This window comes from Pseudomonas sp. ADAK13, from assembly GCF_012935715.1.
Classification (GTDB): domain Bacteria; phylum Pseudomonadota; class Gammaproteobacteria; order Pseudomonadales; family Pseudomonadaceae; genus Aquipseudomonas.
Genome location: NZ_CP052860.1, coordinates 3,128,092 through 3,151,481, shown reverse-complemented (window position 1 = coordinate 3,151,481; position 23,390 = coordinate 3,128,092). Strand labels below are relative to the sequence as shown.

Here is a 23,390-nt window from a genome sequence, read left to right as displayed (position 1 = left end):
ATATCTTGCAACATTCAACCAGCAGGGACTCCCAGCAATGAGCGACGAGCACGAAGACCGCCCTTCCCAAGACATTGAAGCCAAACCGCCAGTCGACACCAGCCGGCGGCGCTTCCTGGGAGGCGCGGCCGTGCTGGGCGTGGGTGCGACCCTGAGTGCCTGCGGCAATACCAGCGAGGCACCCGGCAAGCCGGTGGAGCGCCCGCTGACGCCGCAAGAGCTGGACAAGGCCCTGCACGAACAGGTTAAAACCGTGGTGGTGATCTACGCCGAAAACCGCAGTTTCAACAACCTGTTTGCTGATTTCCCCGGCGTCGAGAAACCCCTGTCGGCCCTGACCGCCGCTGAGTATCAACAACGCGACCGCGACGGCAGCCTGCTGAGCACGCTGCCCCCGACCTGGGGCGGCGTGTTGCAAATCGGCCCGCAGACCGTGGACGGCGTGACGTACCCCAGCGAAGTGCAATACCAGGAAAACCTGCCCAACGCCCCCTACGCCCTGAAGGGCCCGAACGGCGAAGACCAGCCGCTGAGCCTGGTCACCCGGGATTTGTGGCACGTGTTCTATCAGAACCAGATGCAGATCAATGGCGGTAAAAACGATGCGTTCGTCGCCTGGGGCGACTCCGGCGGCCTGCTGATGGGCCATTACGCCCAGAGTCGTTACGCCCTGCGCTTGTGGGACGTGGCGAAGGAGTTTGTGCTCTGCGATAACTTCTTCCAGGGCGCGTTTGGCGGATCGTTCCTCAACCACCAATACCTGATCAGCGCCACCCCGCCGGTGTACCCAAACGCTGCGCAATCGGTGGCCAAGGCACAGATCGCCACGCTGCAAAGTGACGACCCGACCGACCCGCGCCTCAAGCCTCTGGACAAATCCCCGGCCAGCGCCATGACCGGCCCGCCGCAATTCGGCCCCAGCGCACTGACCCCGGACGGTTTCGGCGTGAACACCCTGGCCCCGCCTTACTGGCCGACCTGGATTCGCGACCCCGAGCGCCCGGATTACTCCAAGCCCGACTTGCCTAACGTGCTGGTGCCACAAACCCACGAGCACATCGGCGACAAACTGTCGAAAAAGAACGTCGACTGGGCCTGGTACGCCGGTGCGTGGCAAGCAACCCTGGATCAGTTCAAGGACTCGGGCGGCATTCCGAAGATTCCGAATTTCCAGTACCACCACCAGCCCTTCAACTACTTCAAGCAGCAAGGCCCGGAAAACCCGGCTGAGCGCAATAAACGCCTGCGCGATGGCGGCCTGGGGGATGACGCCAGCACCAACAAGTTCTTCGCCGATGCCCAGGCCGGCAAGCTGCCTGCGGTGACCTTCTACAAACCCCAGGGCAACCTGAATATGCACGCCGGTTACGCCGACGTCGCTTCGGGCGACCGGCATATCACCCGCGCCTTGAAGGTGCTGCAGGAAAGCCCGCAATGGAAGAACATGGTGGTGATCGTCACGGTCGATGAAAACGGCGGCTGGTGGGACCACGTTGCACCGCCAAAAGGCGATCGTTGGGGCCCGGGCACGCGGATTCCGGCACTGGTGGTCTCGCCGTTCGCGCGCAAGGGCACGGTGGACCATACCGTCTACGACACCGCGTCGATCCTGCGTCTGATCACCCGGGTGTTCCAGCTGGAAACCCTCGACGGGCTCAAGCAGCGTGACGACGCCATGACCGCGCGCGGCCAAAAGCCCATGGGGGATTTGAGCAACGCCCTGCACTTCCCGGTGTAGACGCACTTACTCAAAAGCGACAAGCGCGCAGTTTTTCTACGCGCTTTTCCCGGTCAACCGCTACTGTGTGAAGGTGGGCATTCACCCCGCGCAGACGGGCTTTCGCTGACAGGGAACCATCCATGTTCAAACTCTCCAGGTTGTCTTTCACCCTGGCCGCACTGACCTTGAGTGCGGTCGTTCAGGCTGACATCACCATACCGCTGGGTACCCCGCAACGGGTCACCCAGTTGTTCGCTTACCCGAACAATTGCAACGTCATCTGTTTTCGTCCCTGGACGCTGGAACAGACCGTCGAGCACTACCTGAACCAGAGCCTGCAGCGAGACGGTTACAGCCGGGGCAAAGTCAGCGTCAAGACCGACCATGACCAAGTGCTTGCCACCTTCAGCGGGGTACCGGACGGTTATGGCCAGCCGTTGACCACCTTGCTCGACACGGCCGACCTGGCTTACCAGGGCGCCAGCAAACTCAACAGTGATGGCAAATGGCAGTTCAACTGGTACCTGTTCCTGCCGCTGGGCATGGCCCTGGAGAACCGCAAGAGCATCGAACTGCTGCACTTTCCGCCGGATTACTCCCTGACCCATTTCCAGGATTACCTGGAGTCGGCCACCACCGACCGCTGGGCGACCTTGCTCACCGCCAACGGCATCCCGGCGACCCAGACGCCGGAATACCAGACCATCATCGACATCGCCCCGATCGCCGCCCCCGCCACGGCGGGCAAGGACCTGGAAGGCGTCTACAGCTATTTCACCGACTACCAGACACGCATGGTCAAGGAACTGAGCCTGCACGCGGGCGGCGCGCTGCCGATGGTGGCCTTCGGGGCGCCGGTGCGCAGCTGGATCAAGCAGCAATACGGGCAAACCGTGGCCGTACTGGGCCTGGCGCAGATCAGCCCGGCCGCCGGGAGCCAGGTCGCGGTGCTGGGGGCCAACCACCCGAGCTACATCTGGTATGCCGCCAACCCCGACACGTATGACGGTGACGAGCAAAAGGCCGATGAGGCCGGTTTAAAGGTGATGGGCCAGGATTTGAGCGCCGCCTGCTGGCAGGCCGCGATGGGCCAGAAGCCGGCCAGTGATCCGAATGTGCAGCTCAAAGGCTGCATGAACACCTGGCAGGTGACGCGCAAGGAGCAGACCTGCGAGCTGTTCTATACGTCGATCCGTGAACTGACGCCCGAACAAGCGAACGCCAAGTGCGCCCAACCGGCGATCAAAACCCAGTTGAGGCAATTGAAAAGCGCAGTGCCAGCACCGTCGGTAGATGCACCGGCACCTTGACCCGAGCTGCAGACAGGACATTTTCCTACATGAAAGATAGCCAATTTCTACTGTCATATTTGACAGTAGAAATTGGATCCCACTTCAGCGAGTCTTGAGCCGCGCCCATCCGCTGCAAGACTGGCAGTCCAGCCACCACCGACAGGTCGATGCAGCCCCCCTTGGAGAGTCATGAAAACTCAAGCCATGGATAAGGCTAACGCCTGCGTGAATGACTGCCTTTACCCGTTTGTGATGTTGCAGGGCGAACACGGCTACCCGTCCACCCGCGATTACGAGGTGGTGCGTACACGGGACGGTTCAGGCGAAGGGATCAAGACCCGCGTCGCCTTTGACAGCCGCCTGTGCATTGCCAAGGTGTCCGGCTATGCGCTGAGCGAACGACGCCTGCATACGTTGCAGATGTCCTCGCGCATCCACTTGTACGACCCATGGTTCAGCGGCCTGCTGTCGCACTCATGCAACCCGAACGTGTTCCTCGACATGACGTACCTGGAACTGTGGTCGGTTCAATCCGTTGCCGCCGGCGCCCTGCTGACCATGGATTACGCCCACACCGAGGACGTGTTGTTCCGACAGTTTCGCTGCCAATGTGGCGAGCTCAACTGTCGGGGCTGGATCACCGGCATGAACGAGCCTCTGAACACCGAAGGTCAGCAGTTCATGGAGCAGTGGCGCCAGCGCAAAAGCCCTTAGACCGCACCCAGCGGGCGCAGGCGGTATTGCGGCGGCAACTGCTCGAAACCACTGATGGTGGTGTTCAGGCTTTTCCAGCGACCGTCCTTGATCCCGTAGATGCAGCCGTGAACCGACAGGCTCTGCCCGCGATGCCAGGCGTTTTGCACAATGCTGGTATGGCCGACGTTGGCCACTTGCTGGATCACGTTCAGCTCACACAGGCGGTCGACGCGTTCTTCTTCGGTGGGCAACTGGGCCAGCACGTCGCGGTTTTCGTAGTACAGGTCACGGATGGTGCGCAGCCAGCCGTCGATCAGGCCCAACTGGTTGTCCTGCATCGAGGCGCGCACGCCGCCACAGCCGTAGTGGCCGGTGACGAGGATGTGTTTGACCTTGAGCACGTCGACGGCGTACTGGATCACCGACAGGCAATTGAGGTCGGTGTGCAGCACTACGTTGGCCACGTTGCGGTGTACAAACAGGTCGCCCGGCAGCATGCCGACGATCTCGTTGGCCGGTACGCGAGCGTCGGAACAGCCGATCCACAGGTATTCCGGGGTTTGCTGGCGGGCGAGCTTGGCGAAGAATTCGGGATCTTCCTGTTTGATCGCATCTGCCCAGCGTTCGTTGTTATCAAGCAGGTCTTGTAGTTCGTTCATCAGGGAAAGCCTCAGGAATGATGCGCAGTTTTGACACTCGACCGCCCGTCCGGGTCACGCCGGGAATAAAGATAGCCGGCGGGCAATTACTTGAATCTTGGGGGGCCATGCCTGTCCACACACTATAAGCCCCACAGTATGAGGAATCGCCATGACTGATTCACGACGTCCTTTCGGCGCCACCCAACCGGAGCCGATTGATGACAACGAAGACCGCATGGGTTCGATGCGGGAACTGGATTTTGACGAGGAAGAGCCCACGGCGGAAATCGGCGACGAGATTCCGCCCCGCGAGCGCGAGCATCTGATGCCCGACGAACGGGTGCGCGAGGCCGGGATGACCGGGGCGTCCACCGATGATCATGAATCAACCGATGATGACATGAGCCCGGAAACGCTGATCCGCGAGGATGGCGCACGGGACGCACGGGAAGAAGGTGAAGGTGAACCGGCCGACTGGGACCTGAGCATCGTCGATGAAGATGAGATTGGCGGCGGCAATGGCCTGGATGAGGCCGAGCTGGCGGAGCGGGATCCGGTGGACGGAAACCGCTAGGCCAACGCGTTAATCCACCAGGGTGCAGGCCATCACGACCGCATCTTCGCGACCACCGACGGCGGGGTAATAATCCCGCCGGCGGCCAATTTCGTTGAAACCATAACGCTCATAGAGCCGGAACGCGCCGGTGTTGCTATCGCGCACTTCCAGGAAACATTCCCGCGCCTTGGCCTCGTAGGCCCGCGACATCAGGTGCTCCAGCAAGCTCAAACCCAGGCCACGGCCCTGGTTTTCCGGCTTGACGGTGATGTTCAGCAAATGGGCTTCATCAAGGATGATCTGCACCACTCCGTGGCCCACCTGCTGCTCTCCTTCGAACATCAGCCAGATCTGGTACTTGCCCAGCCCGTCGAGAAAAATCCCGCGGGTCCAGGGGTGGCTGAACGCTGCGTATTCGATCTTCAGTACGGCGTCGAGGTCCGCCTCGGTCATCGGGCGGAAGGATAAAGCTTCACTCATCGGTACTTTTCCAGCGCGCCATCAGCCGGCGCATGGCTTGCCAGACATCAGCCTTACGCTGTGGCTCTTCCATTAATAGTTCCAGGCCCGGCAGGGCCCAGACGGAGCCGAGGCCCTCGACCTGCAGTTCGCGGTACCAGGCTTCGGCGTTGGCTTCGCCGGCAAACCGCACCGCGGGCAGGCCGATCAGCCACAGGCACACACAGGGTTCGTCTTCCAGGCGCGCCGACACAAAACCTTGCACAAAATCCCGCGCGGCTTCCGGGCCCTGGTCCATCGTGCCCCGGACCAGCAGTGGCCAGCGCACCGGTTCGCCGACAATTTGCGGGCTGTCGGGCAGGCCGGCGGCGCGCAGCATGTCTTTAAGCAACAAATACGCGGGGTCGCGGCTCTGGAAGCGCTCGCCGGTGGGCAGCTCTACCAGCAACAGGCAACGCCCGGCCCGCAGCAGTTGCAGGGCGAAGCGCGGCGGCGGTACCACCGGGGCCTTGGCCACGGCAGGCGCCTCCTCGGCGACGACCGGCTTGGCCACCGGCGACGGGCGCGGGACTTCGACTTTTGGCCGAACCGCTGGGGCGTCTGCCACGGGTTTGACCAGAGGCACCGGCGCAGCCGCCTCCTCACCCGAAGGCTCGAAGGCCTCGAACGGTTCCGGGGCCTCCAGCAGCTCGGGCCGCGAGGGTGCGGCGAACGGTAATTCAGTGCGCGGCAGCCAGTTGACCACCTGCATGGCGGTCAAGTAAGCGCGACGTCGGGACTCGATAAGCAAAGGTCGGCCACTTGTGGATAACTAAAGAACAGGGATTCTACCGCCCTTCGACGAAGATCGCCCGCAGTTGATCGTTTTGCCGAGCGCCTCACGACCGGCTGTGGATAAATCCCGGCACCGATGCAGTACAATCGCTGCTTTTAATCGCTAACCAGCCGGCCATTCCGATGATCGAACCCAAGCGCGTCTTGCGCGCCCTCGCCGAACACTGGGCCCTGCTTGAGCCACTGTGCGAACACTTCGACCAAGGCACCCTGAGCCTCAGCGAATTGCGCGCGCAACTGGCCGCCCAACAACTGGACAGCACGCCACAGGACATCACCAGCCTGCTGGACGTGTGGATTCGCCTGGATATCCTGGTGCCTGTCGCCAAGAGCCCGAACCGTTTCGAGCTCAACGCACAGATCCACGACTTCCTGGCTTATCTTCGCAAGGAGCACCGGCTAGGCCTGTGCCTGGAAATCGAAGCCTACCTGCGCCACCTTGAGCGCCTGGCGGGTTATATCCAGGACGCCTTCGACATCCGTGACGGCCATGACCTGGCGCGCCAACTGCGCCTGCTGGACATGCGCGTGCGCGACGTGCTGAAAAAACTCGCCAACGACGAGCAAGCCCTCGCGGCCGTGGCCGACCGCGCCAAGACCAGCGACCGGCAGATCCCGTTGCGCCAGCGCTACGCCGAAGTACTGGCGACGTGGGACGAATACGTCGAGCCGATGATCCAGCTGGTGAACGCCGACGGCGCCTTCGAACAAGGCGTGCGCAAGGTCGAAAACGTGTTGCTGCGCATGCTCACCGAGCAGCAGCGCCTCGGCCACCTGGTGGACGACGACATGCTGCTGCGCACCCACGCGCGCATCCTCGAAATGCAGACCAGCGCCCAGTTGACCTTGCGTCACGCCCGTGAACTGCTGCTGCCACTGCGTGAAGAAGCGCGCCGGCACAACGCCGTGACCCGTGGCGCGGCCCTGGCCCTGTCGGCGATTCGCCGCAAAGGCCTGGACGCGGTGCCACAAGCGGCGATGCCGATGTTTACCCGGCCGCAAAGCACCTTCCTCGGCAGTGCCAGCCAGGTCGAAGCCTATGTGTACGCCCTGGCCAACTTCGAACCGAAGCCGGCGCGTTTCCCCAAGGCGCACAAATCCCACAAGGGCGAAGCCCCTCGCGCCCCGCGCACGGTCAAGGAAATGCTCGAGCGCTGCGAAGACGCACTGCCGATGCCCGACCTGATGACCTGGCTGCTGGAGCAGGAGCCGGACGGCGCAACCGACGAGTTGCTGTATTGGTTTTCACGCCTGTCGCGGGAGAAACGCTTCAAGCGTGAACGCCTGGAACGACGGGATTACCACACTCACGAGCATCAGGTCAGCCTGCGCTCATTCGCCCTGCTCCCGGCCAGCGTTGATGCGCACGGGAATTCTGCGAGCACACCTAATGCATCTTGATCTATCCGAACTGTCCCAGCTGGCGCCGATCTTTCGCGAGCTGTTCAAGGGTTACCACGTCAGCCGCCGCGACCCGGAGCTGTACGCCCAACTGTCGAACTTCCAGGACCAGTACCGCACGCTGTTCAAGGCCCTGGGCTTTGAGCTGGTGTGCGACACCCGGGGTTTCTACTACTTCGTGCCGGACTCGGCCGTGGCCGCCGCGCAGGTCAACAAGACCGCCCAGCGCCTGGCGTTGTTCACCTTCATCATCGTCGAGCACCTGGCCGACCAGGGCCGCGACCCGATCGCCGTGCTCGACGGTGGCAGCCTGGGCCGTGACGAGTTGCCCTCCCTGCTGGAAAAGTACCGCGACCTGTTTATCCAGGCCGAAGTGCAGACCGTTGAGGAGCTGGAAGAAAAAATCATGCGTCGTATGACGCAGCTGGGTTTTGCCAGTGAAGAGACCGGTATCTACCGCTTCCTGCCGCCGATGCACCGTTTCCTCGATGTGTGCCTCTCGGTCCAGCAGGACCGTGATCTCGCCGCGAGCATCCACAGCGTATTGCCGCTGCCGGCCCCGGTGATCATCGACGAAGACAGCGATGAAAAACTGCTGAAGACCGATGACCCGCTCGATCTCAGTGACTTCTCTGATGAGAGCGAAGAAGACGCCCTGGCCCGTGCCATTGCCGAAGAACAGGAGACCGACGCATGAGCAAGGAACGCTACGGCATTCGCCGCTTCGCCCTTTTGAACACGGCCGGTTACAGCCTGGGGTTGTTCCCGCTGGAAGAACCGCTGTCGGTGTATGGCGCGAACAACCTCGGTAAATCGGCTTCGATCAACGCCTTGCAATTCCCGATTCTGGCGCGCATGTCGGACATGAGTTTCGGCAAGTACACCCTGGAACAATCCCGGCGCTTCTACTTTGCCACCGACACCAGCTACATCCTGGTGGAAGTCGCGCTGCCCCACGGCCCGCACGTGATCGGCGTGGTCGGGCGTGGCCCGGGCGGTGGTTTCGGTCACCAGTTCTTTGCCTACGCCGGCAAGCTGGACCTGGCGCACTACCAGAAGAACGACACCTGCCTGCGCCAGAAAGAGCTGTTCACCAACCTTGAGCGCGAAGGCCTGAAAGCCTATGAGCTGAAGCCCGATGAACTGCGCCGTTTGCTGGTGGGTGGCCACACGTCGATCCCGCTGGACCTGACCCTGATTCCGCTGCGCTCCACCAGCGAGCAGAGCCTGAAGACCTTCCGCGCGCTGTTTATCAACTTGCTGCACATGCGGGAAATTACCGCCGCCAAGTTGAAGCAGCTGTTTCTGGATGCGTTCGAACACAGCCTGCGTTCCGGCAGTGTCGATTACATCGCGGCGTGCGAAGAAGCCTTCCGTGATGTACGACGCATGGAGCAAGACTACAACTCGCTGGTGGCCGCCGGGCCATTGGTGGAAGCGCTTTCCAATGGCGTGAAACAGCGGGAAATTCTGCGCGGCAAACTGCATCGCCTGTCGCCGCTGCTGGATTCGCTGCTGGGCACCTGGTCGGACTACGCCAGTGCGCGCAAGGAAGAGCTGACGATCCAGGCCGAGCATTACCGCAACGAGCAAGACGCGCTGCAGAACGACCAGCGCGGCGGCACTCAGGAGCTGATGCGCCTGGAGCGGGAAATCAGCGGCATTCAGCGTTGGCTCGGTGAGTTATCGGTGCTCAAGCATCGCTTCGCGCTGGTGGATGACGTCAAGGTGCTGGAGCAGCAACTGCTGGCGGCCAAGGATGCTCACGATGAATTGGCCGGCGCCTTGGCGCAGTCGCGTCAGTTCAGCGCCGAGGATCTGGACGAGCGTCTGCGTGACCTGGAAAAACGCCTGAAGTCGGTGAAGCAGCAACTCGATCACGCCGACAACAACAGCTACGCCAAGCTGCGGGAAGAATTCTCGCAGCAGGATGTCGAGCGTCTGATGCGCCTGTTCAACAGTTCGCTGTTCAGCTTGCCGCTGGGTGAGCATGGTATCACGCTGGACGAGGACGGCCTGTGGGTGAAGTCACTGGAGCAGATCCTCGATGGCTTCAAGGGCGAACGCTTTGAAGTACCAGGGCTGGCCATCGATATCTCGCACATCGAGCCGCCGGCGTTGCAGGCGCTGGCTGACCGCGCCGCATTGCGCGACCAGAAAGAGCGCCTGGAAAAAGAACTCAAGCAACTGAAAACCCAGCAAGCCGTGGCGGCCGACCGCGCGGCGAGCAAGACCCAGACCGAAGCGTTGTACCAACAGGTACTGGACGCGCAAAAGGCGCTGGAAGATTTCCGTCGTGCACAAACCCTGAGCGCCGAGGAAGGCGAGAAGCTGGAAAACCTGGCGCAGATGGAAGCCGCCCAGGACGAGTTGAAACGCTCCAGTGATGCGTTCACCGAACGCGTCCAGCAACTGTCGGCCAAGCTGCAACTGGTGGGCCGCCAGATTGGCGACATGGAAGCCAAGCAGCGCACGCTGGATGACGCGTTGCGTCGTCGTCAGTTGCTGCCGGCGGACTTGCCGTTTGGCACGCCATTCATGGACCCGGTCGACGACTCCATGGAAAACCTGCTGCCGCTGCTCAATGACTATCAGGACAGCTGGCAGGGTTTGCTGCGCGCGGATGGTCAGATCGATGCACTGTATGCACAGGTACGCCTCAAGGGCGTGGCCAAGTTCGACAGCGAAGACGATATGGAGCGTCGCCTGCACCTGCTGATCAACGCGTACGCGCACCGTACCGATGAAGCCCTGACCCTGGGCAAGGCACGGCGTGCGGCGGTTACCGATATCGCGCGCACCTTGCGCAATATCCGCAGTGACTACGACAGCCTTGAGCACCAGCTGGCGTTGTTCAACCGCGAGATCAACAAGCGCCAGGTGTCCAACCTGCAAAGCTTCCGCATCGTGCTCGCGCCGAACAAGGAAGCCCTCAAGCATATCGACCAGATCATCCACAGTGCCGGCCAATATGAAGAAGGCGAAACCCTCTCGGTGTTCGACCTCAGCCAAAGTGCCGAGCAGGACAACAAGAACGAGGAAGCCAAGGAGTACCTGGCGCGCCTGGTAGCGGCCAACCACAACCAGTTGGGCCTCAAGGACTTGTTCGAGCTGGCGTTCGAGATCACCAAGGTCAACGGCCAGCCGATCATTCACACCGACATCGATGGCGCCGCCTCCAACGGCACCACCATGACCATCAAGGCGCTGACCAACATGTACTTGTTGCTGCACTTGATGGACCGCGACCAGGCCGGGCGCGTGCGCTTGCCGTACTACCTCGACGAGGCCGCGGACATCGACGAGAAGAACCAGGCAGCGTTGCTGGAGACCAGCTTGCAGTTGGGCTTCGTGCCGATTCTGGCCAGTGTGAAGCCGCAGGTGTCCGCCCAGGTGGCAATTGACCTGGAAGGCGGAAGTGGGCCGAACGGGATCTACATCGATGAGGCGGACTGGAAGTACATTCGCCGTCACGATGTGGTGAAAGCGACCGTGAATGTGCAGGCGGATGAGCCGGAGCTGGATGAGGTTTAACCTGCCCCGCTGAAATGCAAAAAGGCCGCGATCTTTTGGATCGCGGCCTTTTTTGTGGCTTGGATTGTGTGGGGCTGCCGAGGGCCTCATCGCGGGCAAGCCCGGCTCCTACACTTGGAATGCATTCTTCCTGACAATGCATCTCTAATGTGGGAGCCGGGCTTGCCCGCGATGGACGCGCCTCGGTCTATTTGCCGAGTGGGATTTTAGGGGCCCAGGTCAGCCATTCGTCTTCAAACTTATCGAACAGCGGGAAGGTTTGCTGCGGTCGAGCGGCGTTGCCCATACGCTCGCCGTCTGGCGTAGCAAAGGCGATACCGCCGGCGACCAGGGTCTCCAGGGACTCGGTACGCACCGTCGCGCCCTTGAACAGGCCGAAGTCGAGACCGAAGCCGCTGGTGTTCCAGAACCGGCTGCCGCTGCGCACCAGCGGCGCGTACTTGGGCTCGATCAGGATGTGGATCAGCACGCGGTCGGCGGTCTGGCCCAGTTCGTAGCCTGTGACCTTGCCTACGGTGACTTCGCGGTAAGTGACCGGCACACCTTCCTTCAACGAGCCGCGGCGTGCGGCGCTGAGTACCAGGCTGAGGCCTTCCTCCTGATGTACAGCCTCTGGTGGCTTGTCCAACGCGACAAAGCTCTTTTGTGGGCCGGCGTTTTTCGCTGACGGCTGTACTTCGATGTACTGGCCGGTCACCAGGGTTTCCAGGTTGGAGGTTTTCATCAGGCCCAGCTCAGGCTTGACCACCCAGAACTGACTGCCGGCCCGGGCGATGCGGTCGGCCACTTGAGTGATGCGCGCGCTGAGCAGTACCGATTGCATGTCGGCACTCAGGTCGACGCTTTCGATCTTGCCGACGTCCAGGCCCTTGAAGCGCACCGGCGTACCTGGGCGCAAGCCATCGGCGCGGTCGACCTTGATGGTCACCAGCGTACCGTGCTGGTTGGCGGCCTCACGATCCGCGAACAAGCGGAAACGCGGAATACGCTTTTTCAGCGGCACATTCTGCTCCGGGGTTTCGAAGGCGATACCGCCTGCCATCAGACTGGCCAACGATTCGCTTTTCACCTGGATACCGCCAGTCAGTCCACCCGTCAGGGTCACGCCGCTGGCATTCCAGAAACGCGTCGAACCGTTGACCAACCCTTCGTATTCCTTCTCGATGTGGACACCGATCACCAGTTGCTTGGACTTGCGGGAGAACTGGTAGCTCTGCACGGAGCCCACCTTGACCTGCTTGTAGAGGATTGGGCTGCCCACATCCAGGGAACCGAGGTTGTCGGTGAACAGCACCATGTGCAGGCCTGGGGAACGCAGGTCCAGTGGTGGCGCCTTGGCCCGAGCCACGAATTCCCGTTGTGGCGCACTGCCCTTGTCGCCGGGGCGGATCGCGATGTAGTTACCTTTCACCAGGGCTTCCAGCCCGGTGATGCCGGCCAGGGAAATGGACGGTTTGACCACCCAGAATTGGGTGTCCTGAACCAGGTAGTCTTCGGCCAGCGGGTCGAGGGTCAGCTCGGCATTGGCGCTGGACAGGTCCGGGTCGATCTTCAGGGTTTTCAGGCTGCCGACCTGGATGCCTTTGTACATCACTGGCGTGCGGCCAGCCTGGAGGCCTTCGAAGTCGGTGAGTTTGACCTTGACCTTGATGCCCGCGGCGGCGGCATCGAAGTCTTCGTACAGGCGGAACGGCAGGCTTGGGTCGGTCGGCGGGCTGTCCTTGCGGTTCTCTGGCGTGGCGAAGGCGATACCGCCGGCAACGATGCTGGCCAAGGACTCACTGCGGACTTTTACGCCGGAGAGGTTGGCGTCGATGCTGATGCCACTGGCGTTCCAGAAACGCGTGTGTTTGCGCACCAGGCTGGCGTAGGTCGGTTCGATGTAGACCTTGATCTCAACGGTGGTCTGGTCTTCGGAGAGCAGGTAGCTTTTGACCTGGCCCACCTGGATCTGTTTGTAGAACACCGGGCTGCCACGATTCAGCGAGCCGAGGCGATCAGCTTTGATGGTCAGGTGCAGGCCGGGCTTGGCGTCGGATAAAGGCGGTTCTTCGGACAGGGCTTTGAACTTGCGTGTGGGTTCACCATCGCCCGGGCTGGCGGCGATGTAGTTGCCGGAAACCAGGGTTTCCAGGCCAGTGATACCGGCCAGGCTGACACTCGGTTTAACCAGCCAGAAGCGGGTGTTGGTCTTGAGGTATTGCTCGACGTCCTTGTTCATCTCGATGGTGGCAATCACCCCGCGATTGTTACCTTCGTCGTCCAGGGCCAGGGCTTTGACCTTGCCCACGGACATGCCTTTGTAGACCACTTCGGTCTTGTTGGCCTGGATACCTTCGCCGCTTTCAAAGCGAACTTGAATCTCGATACCTTGCTGGTTGTAGGCACGCCATCCCAGCCAGCCGCCGATGATCAGGGCAATCAGGGGCAGCACCCAAATGGCCGACCAGTTGGAAGCTGGGCGGGTTTTAGCCTTAGGCAAATCACTCATGGTCGTCGTCCGACTCCGTGTTATCCCAAATCAGTCGGGGATCAAAAGTTACTGCGGCAAGCATCGTCAAGATCACCACACTGGCGAACGCCACGGCGCCGAGATTGGCCTCGACACTGGCAAGTCGCCCAAAATTTACAACCGCCACCAGGATGGCGATCACGAAGATATCCAGCATGGACCAGCGGCCAATGAACTCGATAAAGCGGTACATGATAATGCGTTGTTGCGCGGAAAGTGGCTGGTGACGTTGCACTGAAAACAGCAGCAGGCCGATGCCCACCAGCTTGAAGGTTGGCACCAGGATGCTCGCAATAAACACCACCGCAGCGATGGGGAACATGCCGTGCTGCATCAATTGGATCACGCCGGACATGATGGTGCTCGGATCGCCCTGCCCCAGGGAGCTGACGGTCATGATCGGCAACAGGTTGGCCGGGATGTACAAGATGGCCGCAGTGACCAGCAACGCCCAAGTGCGTGTCAGGCTGTTCGGACGGCGAGCGTGGACCAACGCACCGCAACGGGTGCAGGTTTGCTCGTCGGCGTCCGGGTCTTGTTTGTTCAACTCGTGGCATTCAGTACAAATCAGAATGCCCGCATCAATCGCCCGCATGAGCATCCTCTCCTGACAGCGCTTCCCAGATCTGGTGAGGTGACATCACCACTTCCAGCAGAACCTGGACCATTAACAGACTTACGAAGCAGGCCAGGCCCAGCCCGACGGTGATGGAGGCCATGTCAGCCAGTTTTACGATCGCCACCAGCACCCCCATCAGGTAGACCTCGAGCATTCCCCAGTCCTTCAGGTGGTGGTAGATGCGATAAAACAACAAGCCGTAACTGCGGCCAATGTTCCAGCGGATGCTTAGCAATACCGCCAGTTGGCACAGGAGCTTGAGCAATGGAATGCCCATGCTGCAGAGGAACACCACCACGGCGACGCCTTGCATGCCGGTGTCGAACAGGCCGACAACGCCGGTCCATACGGTGTCCTGCGAAGACTGCCCGAGTAGATTGAGCTGCATGATGGGTAAAAAGTTCGCGGGGACGTACAACAACAGCGCGGCAAGCACTAAAGCCAGGCTCCGCTCCACGACGTTGTGGCGGTGCGCGTACAACTCGTAACCGCAGCGTGGGCATTGGGCCTTTTCACCACGGGCAAGCTCTGGCTTACGCATCAGCAAGTCACACTCATGGCATGCCACCAGTTCGTCCAGCGGTAAGTCTGACACCTCGAGGGTATCAACCGGGTCGGGCATATAGGGCTCGGACTCTAAAAAAGATTAGGTGCCTATTCTAGTGTTCTGGTTCAGAAATAACTGTGCAAATTTGTCGGGGCGCCGCTGCAGATCAAGCATGGTGCTACGTGTAACTTTTCGACCGCCCAAAACAAAACCCCTGATCGCGTTAGCAATCAGGGGTTCTGGAATTTAATCTTGACGATGACCTACTCTCACATGGGGAAACCCCACACTACCATCGGCGATGCATCGTTTCACTGCTGAGTTCGGGATGGGATCAGGTGGTTCCAATGCTCTATGGTCGTCAAGAAATTCGGGTACTGAGTCGTGGCCAGCTGGCCTCGCTTCAGCAAATTGGGTATGTGACAGCTTTCGGTATTTGCAAGAATCGAACTTTCGGTTCATTTCGTCTTCACACACCGCAATCTGGTGCCTTTTCAGGTCAGCAAATTGCTTGGGTGTTATATGGTCAAGCCTCACGGGCAATTAGTATTGGTTAGCTCAACGCCTCACAGCGCTTACACACCCAACCTATCAACGTCGTAGTCTTCGACGGCCCTTCAGGGAACTCAAGGTTCCAGTGAGATCTCATCTTGAGGCTAGTTTCCCGCTTAGATGCTTTCAGCGGTTATCTATTCCGAACATAGCTACCCGGCAATGCCACTGGCGTGACAACCGGAACACCAGAGGTTCGTCCACTCCGGTCCTCTCGTACTAGGAGCAGCCCCTCTCAAATCTCAAACGTCCACGGCAGATAGGGACCGAACTGTCTCACGACGTTCTAAACCCAGCTCGCGTACCACTTTAAATGGCGAACAGCCATACCCTTGGGACCGGCTTCAGCCCCAGGATGTGATGAGCCGACATCGAGGTGCCAAACACCGCCGTCGATATGAACTCTTGGGCGGTATCAGCCTGTTATCCCCGGAGTACCTTTTATCCGTTGAGCGATGGCCCTTCCATACAGAACCACCGGATCACTAAGACCTACTTTCGTACCTGCTCGACGTGTCTGTCTCGCAGTCAAGCGCGCTTTTGCCTTTATACTCTACGACCGATTTCCGACCGGTCTGAGCGCACCTTCGTACTCCTCCGTTACTCTTTAGGAGGAGACCGCCCCAGTCAAACTACCCACCATACACTGTCCTCGATCCGGATAACGGACCTGAGTTAGAACCTCAAAGTTGCCAGGGTGGTATTTCAAGGTTGGCTCCACGCGAACTGGCGTCCACGCTTCAAAGCCTCCCACCTATCCTACACAAGCAAATTCAAAGTCCAGTGCAAAGCTATAGTAAAGGTTCACGGGGTCTTTCCGTCTAGCCGCGGATACACTGCATCTTCACAGCGATTTCAATTTCACTGAGTCTCGGGTGGAGACAGCGCCGCCATCGTTACGCCATTCGTGCAGGTCGGAACTTACCCGACAAGGAATTTCGCTACCTTAGGACCGTTATAGTTACGGCCGCCGTTTACCGGGGCTTCGATCAAGAGCTTCGCGTTAGCTAACCCCATCAATTAACCTTCCGGCACCGGGCAGGCGTCACACCCTATACGTCCACTTTCGTGTTTGCAGAGTGCTGTGTTTTTAATAAACAGTCGCAGCGGCCTGGTATCTTCGACCGGCATGAGCTTACGGAGCAAGTCCTTCACCCTCACCGGCGCACCTTCTCCCGAAGTTACGGTGCCATTTTGCCTAGTTCCTTCACCCGAGTTCTCTCAAGCGCCTTGGTATTCTCTACCCAACCACCTGTGTCGGTTTGGGGTACGGTTCCTGGTTACCTGAAGCTTAGAAGCTTTTCTTGGAAGCATGGCATCAACCACTTCGTTAACTAAAAGTTAACTCGTCATCAGCTCTCGGCCTTAGAATCCCGGATTTACCTAAGATTCCAGCCTACCACCTTAAACTTGGACAACCAACGCCAAGCTGGCCTAGCCTTCTCCGTCCCTCCATCGCAATAACCAGAAGTACAGGAATATTAACCTGTTTTCCATCGACTACGCTTTTCAGCCTCGCCTTAGGGACCGACTAACCCTGCGTCGATTAACGTTGCGCAGGAAACCTTGGTCTTTCGGCGTGGGTGTTTTTCACACCCATTATCGTTACTCATGTCAGCATTCGCACTTCTGATACCTCCAGCAAGCTTCTCAACTCACCTTCACAGGCTTACAGAACGCTCCTCTACCGCATCATCCGAAGATGATACCCGTAGCTTCGGTGTATGGTTTGAGCCCCGTTACATCTTCCGCGCAGGCCGACTCGACTAGTGAGCTATTACGCTTTCTTTAAAGGGTGGCTGCTTCTAAGCCAACCTCCTAGCTGTCTAAGCCTTCCCACATCGTTTCCCACTTAACCATAACTTTGGGACCTTAGCTGACGGTCTGGGTTGTTTCCCTTTTCACGACGGACGTTAGCACCCGCCGTGTGTCTCCCATGCTCGGCACTTGTAGGTATTCGGAGTTTGCATCGGTTTGGTAAGTCGGGATGACCCCCTAGCCGAAACAGTGCTCTACCCCCTACAGTGATACATGAGGCGCTACCTAAATAGCTTTCGAGGAGAACCAGCTATCTCCGAGCTTGATTAGCCTTTCACTCCGATCCACAGGTCATCCGCTAACTTTTCAACGGTAGTCGGTTCGGTCCTCCAGTTAGTGTTACCCAACCTTCAACCTGCCCATGGATAGATCGCCCGGTTTCGGGTCTATTCCCAGCGACTAGACGCCCTATTAAGACTCGCTTTCGCTACGCCTCCCCTATTCGGTTAAGCTCGCCACTGAAAATAAGTCGCTGACCCATTATACAAAAGGTACGCAGTCACAGAACAAAGTCTGCTCCCACTGCTTGTACGCATACGGTTTCAGGATCTATTTCACTCCCCTCTCCGGGGTTCTTTTCGCCTTTCCCTCACGGTACTAGTTCACTATCGGTCAGTCAGTAGTATTTAGCCTTGGAGGATGGTCCCCCCATATTCAGACAAAGTTTCTCGTGCTCCGTCCTACTCGATTTCATGACTAAGAGATTTTCGCGTACAGGGCTATCACCCACTATGGCCGCACTTTCCAGAGCGTTCCGCTAATCTCAAAGCCACTTAAGGGCTAGTCCCCGTTCGCTCGCCACTACTAAGGGAATCTCGGTTGATTTCTTTTCCTCAGGGTACTTAGATGTTTCAGTTCCCCTGGTTCGCTCCATACACCTATGTATTCAGTGTAAGGTAACCATCTTATGATGGCTGGGTTCCCCCATTCAGACATCTCCGGATCAAAGTCTGTTTGCCGACTCCCCGAAGCTTTTCGCAGGCTACCACGTCTTTCATCGCCTCTGACTGCCAAGGCATCCACCGTATGCGCTTCTTCACTTGACCATATAACCCCAAGCAATCTGGTTATACTGTGAAGACGACATTCGCCGAAAATTCGAATTTCTCAACTAAGAGAACTCACAAATTTTACCTTAGCCTGATCCGTTACCAGTGAAAGTAACGTTCAGTCTATCTTTCTATCACATACCCAAATTTTTAAAGAACGATCTAATCAAAGACTAGAAATCAACATTCACCATCGCATTGATGGAATGCTCATTTCTAAGCTTTCATGACAGAAGCAGTTAGTGGTGGAGCCAAACGGGATCGAACCGTTGACCTCCTGCGTGCAAGGCAGGCGCTCTCCCAGCTGAGCTATGGCCCCGTATTTCTACAGGCGTTTCCCACACAAAATTGGTGGGTCTGGGCAGATTCGAACTGCCGACCTCACCCTTATCAGGGGTGCGCTCTAACCAACTGAGCTACAGACCCAATTTCGGGCTGCTTCTTTATCGTCTTCTTCAATGAATCAAGCAATTCGTGTGGGAACTTATGGAGCAGCTGATGTCGTCGATTAAGGAGGTGATCCAGCCGCAGGTTCCCCTACGGCTACCTTGTTACGACTTCACCCCAGTCATGAATCACACCGTGGTAACCGTCCTCCCGAAGGTTAGACTAGCTACTTCTGGTGCAACCCACTCCCATGGTGTGACGGGCGGTGTGTACAAGGCCCGGGAACGTATTCACCGCGACATTCTGATTCGCGATTACTAGCGATTCCGACTTCACGCAGTCGAGTTGCAGACTGCGATCCGGACTACGATCGGTTTTCTGGGATTAGCTCCACCTCGCGGCTTGGCAACCCTCTGTACCGACCATTGTAGCACGTGTGTAGCCCAGGCCGTAAGGGCCATGATGACTTGACGTCATCCCCACCTTCCTCCGGTTTGTCACCGGCAGTCTCCTTAGAGTGCCCACCATTACGTGCTGGTAATTAAGGACAAGGGTTGCGCTCGTTACGGGACTTAACCCAACATCTCACGACACGAGCTGACGACAGCCATGCAGCACCTGTCTCAATGTTCCCGAAGGCACCAATCTATCTCTAGAAAGTTCATTGGATGTCAAGGCCTGGTAAGGTTCTTCGCGTTGCTTCGAATTAAACCACATGCTCCACCGCTTGTGCGGGCCCCCGTCAATTCATTTGAGTTTTAACCTTGCGGCCGTACTCCCCAGGCGGTCAACTTAATGCGTTAGCTGCGCCACTAAGAGCTCAAGGCTCCCAACGGCTAGTTGACATCGTTTACGGCGTGGACTACCAGGGTATCTAATCCTGTTTGCTCCCCACGCTTTCGCACCTCAGTGTCAGTATCAGTCCAGGTGGTCGCCTTCGCCACTGGTGTTCCTTCCTATATCTACGCATTTCACCGCTACACAGGAAATTCCACCACCCTCTACCATACTCTAGCTCGTCAGTTTTGAATGCAGTTCCCAGGTTGAGCCCGGGGATTTCACATCCAACTTAACGAACCACCTACGCGCGCTTTACGCCCAGTAATTCCGATTAACGCTTGCACCCTCTGTATTACCGCGGCTGCTGGCACAGAGTTAGCCGGTGCTTATTCTGTCGGTAACGTCAAAACAGCAAAGTATTAATTTACTGCCCTTCCTCCCAACTTAAAGTGCTTTACAATCCGAAGACCTTCTTCACACACGCGGCATGGCTGGATCAGGCTTTCGCCCATTGTCCAATATTCCCCACTGCTGCCTCCCGTAGGAGTCTGGACCGTGTCTCAGTTCCAGTGTGACTGATCATCCTCTCAGACCAGTTACGGATCGTCGCCTTGGTGAGCCATTACCCCACCAACTAGCTAATCCGACCTAGGCTCATCTGATAGCGCAAGGCCCGAAGGTCCCCTGCTTTCTCCCGTAGGACGTATGCGGTATTAGCGTCCGTTTCCGGACGTTATCCCCCACTACCAGGCAGATTCCTAGGCATTACTCACCCGTCCGCCGCTCTCAAGAGAAGCAAGCTTCTCTCTACCGCTCGACTTGCATGTGTTAGGCCTGCCGCCAGCGTTCAATCTGAGCCATGATCAAACTCTTCAGTTCAAACATCTTTGGGTTTTTAAGAAACCCTAAACTTGGCTCAGCAATCGTTGGTTACATCTTTGATTTCTCGCGGAGTAACTTGTGATGCTGATAATCTTGCTGACTATCAGTCTGACTCCACAAGCACCCACACGAATTGCTTGATTCAGTTGTTAAAGAGCGGTTGGTTAAGATCTTTCGTCTCAACCGAGGCGCGCATTCTACAGCAGCCTCATTTGCTGTCAAGTGATTATTTTCAGAAGTTTTCAAAGTTTCCTTTGTAACTTCAACCACTTGCGCTTCCGATCTCTCGTTAGCGGGAGGCGAATTCTACAGCGTTACACGCTGCTGTCAACACCTCTTTTTCTCCGCTTTCGACCGAGAAGATCGAACCGTTAACAGAGCCAAACTACACCGCTCTATCAACTCCTTCCAGGCTTCGATGATCTGAAGCAGCTCGCTGTCGAAACCTACATAACTCTTTGTTTACCAAGGAGTTTTCCGTTTCGACTGCGCCGGAAGTGGGGCGAATTATAGACTTCCAGAATCTGCCGTCAAGGGTTAATTACGCTTTTGTTGCAGATGATGGTTTTTTAGCAATAAGACGAGGAATTCGGCGCATCACAGGCGGTACACGCAGCACCAGAAGCAGCGCCCCTATAGATGCATAGATAGCCCACTCCTTCAGATCAGCCCGCACGATCCACAACATATGCAGCAAACCAAGCCCGAGGATCACGTAAACCAACCGATGCAGCTTCTTCCAGCGCGAACCAAGGCGTCGCTGACTGTATCGATTGGAAGTTACCGCCAGTACCAACAAAGAAAGGAAGCCCAGGGCCCCCACTATAATGTAGGGCCGCTTACGCAGCTCGACACCCAACTGCGACCAGTCCAACCCAAGGATGAACACACAGTAAGCCGCAAGATGCAAAACAACATACGCGAAGCACCACAACCCCAGCTGCCGTCGCACAGCGATCCACCCCGCCCAACCACTGAGTTTCTGCAGCGGCGTCATGCCCAGGGTGATCAACAACAGAATCAAGGTGCCAAGTCCCAGCCGATCCATCAGCACTTTGCCCGGGTCAGGCCCCAGCGCAAAGCTCCAGGCCTCGTATAACCAGAACAGCGGCCACACCGCCGCTGCTATAAAGACGCCGACGCGCCAGATCGGGTAGCGCATCAATAGTTCTTCCGCAGATCGAGGCCCGTATAGAGAGAGGCGACTTCATCGGAGTAGCCGTTGAACATTTGCGTCTCACGTACATTGGGACTGAACAAACCACTAGGCAGGCGCCGCTCGCGTGCCTGGGTCCAGCGCGGATGGTCGACGGTAGGATTCACGTTCGCATAAAACCCATACTCACTCGCCGCAATGCTTTGCCAGGTGGTTTTAGGCTGCTCGCTGACAAGACTGATGCGCACGATCGACTTGACGCTCTTGAACCCATATTTCCACGGCACCACCAACCGCAGCGGAGCGCCATTCTGGTTTGGCAGCTCCCGGCCATACATCCCCACAGCCAGGATCGCCAAGGGATTCATCGCTTCATCCAGTCGCAGTCCTTCGACATAAGGCCAGTCGATCAAGGCGAAGTTGGACCGCTGCCCCGGCATGCTCTTGGGATCTTGCAGGGTTTCGAAACGGATGTACTTGGCATTGGATGTTGGCTCAACGTGCTTGAGCAATTCAGAAATAGGGAAACCTATCCAGGGAATGACCATCGACCACGCCTCCACACAGCGCAGACGATAGATTCGCTCCTCCAGCTGATAGGGCTTCATGAAGTCTTCAAGCGCATAGCGCCCTGGTTTGGCAACCTCACCATCAATCACCACACTCCACGGCTCAGTCTTCAGAGACCCGGCATTGGCCGCCGGGTCGCCCTTGTCCGTACCAAACTCGTAGAAGTTGTTGTAGTGAGTCGCGTCCTTGAATGGAGTGATCGCCTCATCCTTGACGGTTACCGCCTGCCATTTCGTACCCGGCAACTTTTCGGCAAACCATCCGGGCGCCTTGCCCGGCTCGACATCCGCATAACGCGCAGCATCATCCGCACTGGCCCAACGCGGCAGACTGCTGGCAGCCATGCCGGCAAGCGCACCGCCGAGCAAGCTGCGGCGAGAGAAATAGAGGGATTCAGGCGTAACGTCCGATTCTTTGCAATCAGACGCTTTGGGGAACTTGATTAACATGGCAACTCCGCAGCTTTTGGAGAACAGATGCACCAATAGACTGCGGAGTATGGGGGAAATTACATTAAGGCAACGTTTTGCGCTGACGAAGATGCAGCAAATACTGCACCGGGCCTGACGCGGCATAGACGAGGAACGCCAGCAGCAGGATTCGCGGCGGGTCGCTGAAGACCACGGCGAACACCAGCACCACTGCCAGGATAGCCACAAACGGTACACGCCCCTTGAGGTCCAGCTCCTTGAAGCTGTTGTACTTGATGTTGCTGACCATCAGCATGCCGGCCGCCGCGACCATCAAGGCCACCAGGAACGACATCTTGGAGCCCTGTATGCCGTAGTCACTGAACGCCCAGACAATACCGGCCACTACCCCCGCCGCAGCCGGGCTGGCCAGGCCAATGAAGTAACGCTTGTCAGCAGTCCCCACCTGGGTATTGAAACGTGCCAGGCGCAATGCCGCACCCGCCACATAGATGAAGGCAACCATCCAGCCGACCTTGCCCATATCTCCCAGCGCCCACGCAAATGCGAGCAACGCCGGCGCCACACCAAAGGCCACCATATCCGACAGCGAGTCATATTCGGCGCCGAAGGCACTCTGGGTGTTGGTCATGCGCGCCACCCGTCCGTCCAGGCCATCAAGGACCATGGCGACAAAAATCGCAATCGCGGCAAAACCAAAATACTTGCTCGCCCCGGCAGCATCGCCGGCCGCCAGCGCGCTCTGGGCACTCATCGAGTTGATGATGGAATAGAACCCTGCGAACAGGTTCGCTGTGGTGAACAAATTGGGCAGGAGGTAGATACCACGATGCCGGACTTTACGGCCTTCAGCATCATGCCCTTCTTCGACATGTTCATCGATCGGTAGCAGGCTTTCGGCGTCAGAGGCCTGGTTTGGCTCTTCGGGACGTTCGCTCATGGACTTTACCTTGC

At 58.2% G+C, this 23,390-nt stretch carries 16 protein-coding genes, 2 tRNA genes and 3 rRNA genes; 7 read left to right on the top strand and 14 right to left on the bottom strand.

Annotation, left to right across the window (positions count from 1 at the left end; all coding sequences use genetic code 11):
- Positions 1-37: 37 nt before the first annotated feature.
- The 3 genes from acpA to HKK54_RS14465 all read left to right on the top strand — a co-directional run bounded on the left by acpA (position 38) and on the right by HKK54_RS14465 (position 3,726).
- Positions 38-1,738 carry an acid phosphatase gene (gene acpA / locus HKK54_RS14475; protein WP_010177092.1) on the top strand — a complete coding sequence of 567 codons (1,701 nt, stop codon included), beginning with the start codon at positions 38-40 and terminating at the stop codon, positions 1,736-1,738.
- A gap of 122 nt (positions 1,739-1,860) precedes the next feature.
- Positions 1,861-3,030, top strand: a complete 1,170-nt coding sequence (locus tag HKK54_RS14470; protein ID WP_169387076.1) for a hypothetical protein — start codon at positions 1,861-1,863, stop codon at positions 3,028-3,030.
- 171 nt (positions 3,031-3,201) lie between these two features.
- Complete coding sequence (locus HKK54_RS14465; RefSeq protein ID WP_169387075.1) at positions 3,202-3,726, top strand: SET domain-containing protein-lysine N-methyltransferase; 525 nt, start codon at positions 3,202-3,204, stop codon at positions 3,724-3,726.
- Here HKK54_RS14465 and can read toward each other — a convergent pair.
- Positions 3,723-4,367 carry a carbonate dehydratase gene (gene can / locus HKK54_RS14460; protein ID WP_003214385.1) on the bottom strand — a complete coding sequence of 215 codons (645 nt, stop codon included), beginning with the start codon at positions 4,365-4,367 and terminating at the stop codon, positions 3,723-3,725. The two genes, HKK54_RS14465 and can, sit on opposite strands and share 4 nt — an antisense overlap.
- A gap of 151 nt (positions 4,368-4,518) precedes the next feature.
- On the opposite strand from can, the gene HKK54_RS14455 reads away from it, so the two are divergent.
- Entirely contained in the window at positions 4,519-4,923 is a 405-nt protein-coding gene (locus HKK54_RS14455) for a hypothetical protein (protein WP_010177096.1), read from the top strand.
- 9 nt (positions 4,924-4,932) lie between these two features.
- Here the strand turns inward: HKK54_RS14455 and rimI are convergent, their stop codons facing one another.
- Positions 4,933-5,385 carry a ribosomal protein S18-alanine N-acetyltransferase gene (gene rimI, locus HKK54_RS14450; protein ID WP_003214382.1) on the bottom strand — a complete coding sequence of 151 codons (453 nt, stop codon included), beginning with the start codon at positions 5,383-5,385 and terminating at the stop codon, positions 4,933-4,935.
- On the bottom strand, positions 5,378-6,115 hold the full coding sequence (locus HKK54_RS14445) for a hypothetical protein (RefSeq protein WP_050543234.1): 738 nt from the start codon (positions 6,113-6,115) through the stop codon (positions 5,378-5,380). The genes rimI and HKK54_RS14445 overlap by 8 nt, the downstream gene beginning before the upstream one ends.
- A gap of 206 nt (positions 6,116-6,321) precedes the next feature.
- On the opposite strand from HKK54_RS14445, the gene mksB reads away from it, so the two are divergent.
- The 3 genes from mksB to mksF are packed head-to-tail and all read left to right on the top strand — an operon-like array spanning position 6,322 to position 11,133.
- Positions 6,322-7,599: an Mks condensin complex protein MksB gene (mksB, locus tag HKK54_RS14440; protein ID WP_169387074.1), complete on the top strand. Its 1,278-nt coding sequence runs from the start codon at positions 6,322-6,324 to the stop codon at positions 7,597-7,599.
- Positions 7,589-8,296: an Mks condensin complex protein MksE gene (gene mksE, locus HKK54_RS14435; protein WP_169387073.1), complete on the top strand. Its 708-nt coding sequence runs from the start codon at positions 7,589-7,591 to the stop codon at positions 8,294-8,296. Before mksB ends, mksE begins: the two co-directional genes overlap by 11 nt.
- Positions 8,293-11,133, top strand: a complete 2,841-nt coding sequence (gene mksF, locus HKK54_RS14430) for an Mks condensin complex protein MksF (RefSeq protein WP_169387072.1) — start codon at positions 8,293-8,295, stop codon at positions 11,131-11,133. The genes mksE and mksF overlap by 4 nt, the downstream gene beginning before the upstream one ends.
- 187 nt (positions 11,134-11,320) lie before the next feature.
- Here the strand turns inward: mksF and HKK54_RS14425 are convergent, their stop codons facing one another.
- The 11 genes from HKK54_RS14425 to pssA form a co-directional block, all read right to left on the bottom strand.
- Positions 11,321-13,624: a PqiB family protein gene (locus HKK54_RS14425; protein ID WP_010177102.1), complete on the bottom strand. Its 2,304-nt coding sequence runs from the start codon at positions 13,622-13,624 to the stop codon at positions 11,321-11,323.
- Positions 13,617-14,240, bottom strand: coding sequence for a paraquat-inducible protein A (locus HKK54_RS14420; RefSeq protein ID WP_010177103.1), 624 nt, complete (start codon positions 14,238-14,240; stop codon positions 13,617-13,619). The genes HKK54_RS14425 and HKK54_RS14420 overlap by 8 nt, the downstream gene beginning before the upstream one ends.
- Entirely contained in the window at positions 14,227-14,886 is a 660-nt protein-coding gene (locus HKK54_RS14415) for a paraquat-inducible protein A (RefSeq protein ID WP_010177104.1), read from the bottom strand. Before HKK54_RS14415 ends, HKK54_RS14420 begins: the two co-directional genes overlap by 14 nt.
- A gap of 175 nt (positions 14,887-15,061) precedes the next feature.
- Positions 15,062-15,177 (bottom strand): 5S ribosomal RNA (gene rrf, locus HKK54_RS14410).
- A gap of 156 nt (positions 15,178-15,333) precedes the next feature.
- Positions 15,334-18,227: ribosomal RNA gene (locus HKK54_RS14405) — 23S ribosomal RNA — on the bottom strand.
- A gap of 246 nt (positions 18,228-18,473) precedes the next feature.
- Positions 18,474-18,549 (bottom strand) — tRNA-Ala (locus HKK54_RS14400).
- 30 nt (positions 18,550-18,579) lie between these two features.
- Positions 18,580-18,656, bottom strand: a tRNA-Ile gene (locus HKK54_RS14395).
- Between the two features lie 83 nt (positions 18,657-18,739).
- A 16S ribosomal RNA gene (locus HKK54_RS14390) occupies positions 18,740-20,276 on the bottom strand.
- Together the 16S, 23S and 5S rRNA genes with 2 tRNA genes alongside form the textbook arrangement of a ribosomal RNA operon.
- Before the next feature lie 544 nt (positions 20,277-20,820).
- Entirely contained in the window at positions 20,821-21,441 is a 621-nt protein-coding gene (msrQ, locus tag HKK54_RS14385) for a protein-methionine-sulfoxide reductase heme-binding subunit MsrQ (RefSeq protein ID WP_169387071.1), read from the bottom strand.
- Positions 21,441-22,454: a protein-methionine-sulfoxide reductase catalytic subunit MsrP gene (gene msrP, locus HKK54_RS14380; RefSeq protein WP_010174439.1), complete on the bottom strand. Its 1,014-nt coding sequence runs from the start codon at positions 22,452-22,454 to the stop codon at positions 21,441-21,443. The genes msrQ and msrP overlap by 1 nt, the downstream gene beginning before the upstream one ends.
- Positions 22,455-22,518: 64 nt before the next feature.
- Entirely contained in the window at positions 22,519-23,376 is an 858-nt protein-coding gene (gene pssA, locus HKK54_RS14375) for a CDP-diacylglycerol--serine O-phosphatidyltransferase (RefSeq protein WP_003212123.1), read from the bottom strand.
- Between the last annotated feature and the right edge of the window lie 14 nt (positions 23,377-23,390).

Excerpts from the sequence above, each read along its gene's own strand:
- acpA (WP_010177092.1), top strand. The coding sequence starts at position 38 with ATGAGCGACGAGCACGAAGACCGCCCTTCCCAAGACATTGAAGCCAAA.
- mksB (WP_169387074.1), top strand. The coding sequence starts at position 6,322 with ATGATCGAACCCAAGCGCGTCTTGCGCGCCCTCGCCGAACACTGGGCC.
- mksE (WP_169387073.1), top strand. The coding sequence starts at position 7,589 with ATGCATCTTGATCTATCCGAACTGTCCCAGCTGGCGCCGATCTTTCGC.
- rimI (WP_003214382.1), bottom strand. The coding sequence starts at position 5,385 with ATGAGTGAAGCTTTATCCTTCCGCCCGATGACCGAGGCGGACCTCGAC.
- msrQ (WP_169387071.1), bottom strand. The coding sequence starts at position 21,441 with ATGCGCTACCCGATCTGGCGCGTCGGCGTCTTTATAGCAGCGGCGGTG.
- HKK54_RS14420 (WP_010177103.1), bottom strand. The coding sequence starts at position 14,240 with ATGCGGGCGATTGATGCGGGCATTCTGATTTGTACTGAATGCCACGAG.
- can (WP_003214385.1), bottom strand. The coding sequence starts at position 4,367 with ATGAACGAACTACAAGACCTGCTTGATAACAACGAACGCTGGGCAGAT.
- HKK54_RS14455 (WP_010177096.1), top strand. The coding sequence starts at position 4,519 with ATGACTGATTCACGACGTCCTTTCGGCGCCACCCAACCGGAGCCGATT.
- HKK54_RS14445 (WP_050543234.1), bottom strand. The coding sequence starts at position 6,115 with ATGCAGGTGGTCAACTGGCTGCCGCGCACTGAATTACCGTTCGCCGCA.
- mksF (WP_169387072.1), top strand. The coding sequence starts at position 8,293 with ATGAGCAAGGAACGCTACGGCATTCGCCGCTTCGCCCTTTTGAACACG.
- HKK54_RS14470 (WP_169387076.1), top strand. The coding sequence starts at position 1,861 with ATGTTCAAACTCTCCAGGTTGTCTTTCACCCTGGCCGCACTGACCTTG.
- HKK54_RS14415 (WP_010177104.1), bottom strand. The coding sequence starts at position 14,886 with ATGCCCGACCCGGTTGATACCCTCGAGGTGTCAGACTTACCGCTGGAC.
- HKK54_RS14425 (WP_010177102.1), bottom strand. The coding sequence starts at position 13,624 with ATGAGTGATTTGCCTAAGGCTAAAACCCGCCCAGCTTCCAACTGGTCG.
- pssA (WP_003212123.1), bottom strand. The coding sequence starts at position 23,376 with ATGAGCGAACGTCCCGAAGAGCCAAACCAGGCCTCTGACGCCGAAAGC.
- msrP (WP_010174439.1), bottom strand. The coding sequence starts at position 22,454 with ATGTTAATCAAGTTCCCCAAAGCGTCTGATTGCAAAGAATCGGACGTT.
- HKK54_RS14465 (WP_169387075.1), top strand. The coding sequence starts at position 3,202 with ATGAAAACTCAAGCCATGGATAAGGCTAACGCCTGCGTGAATGACTGC.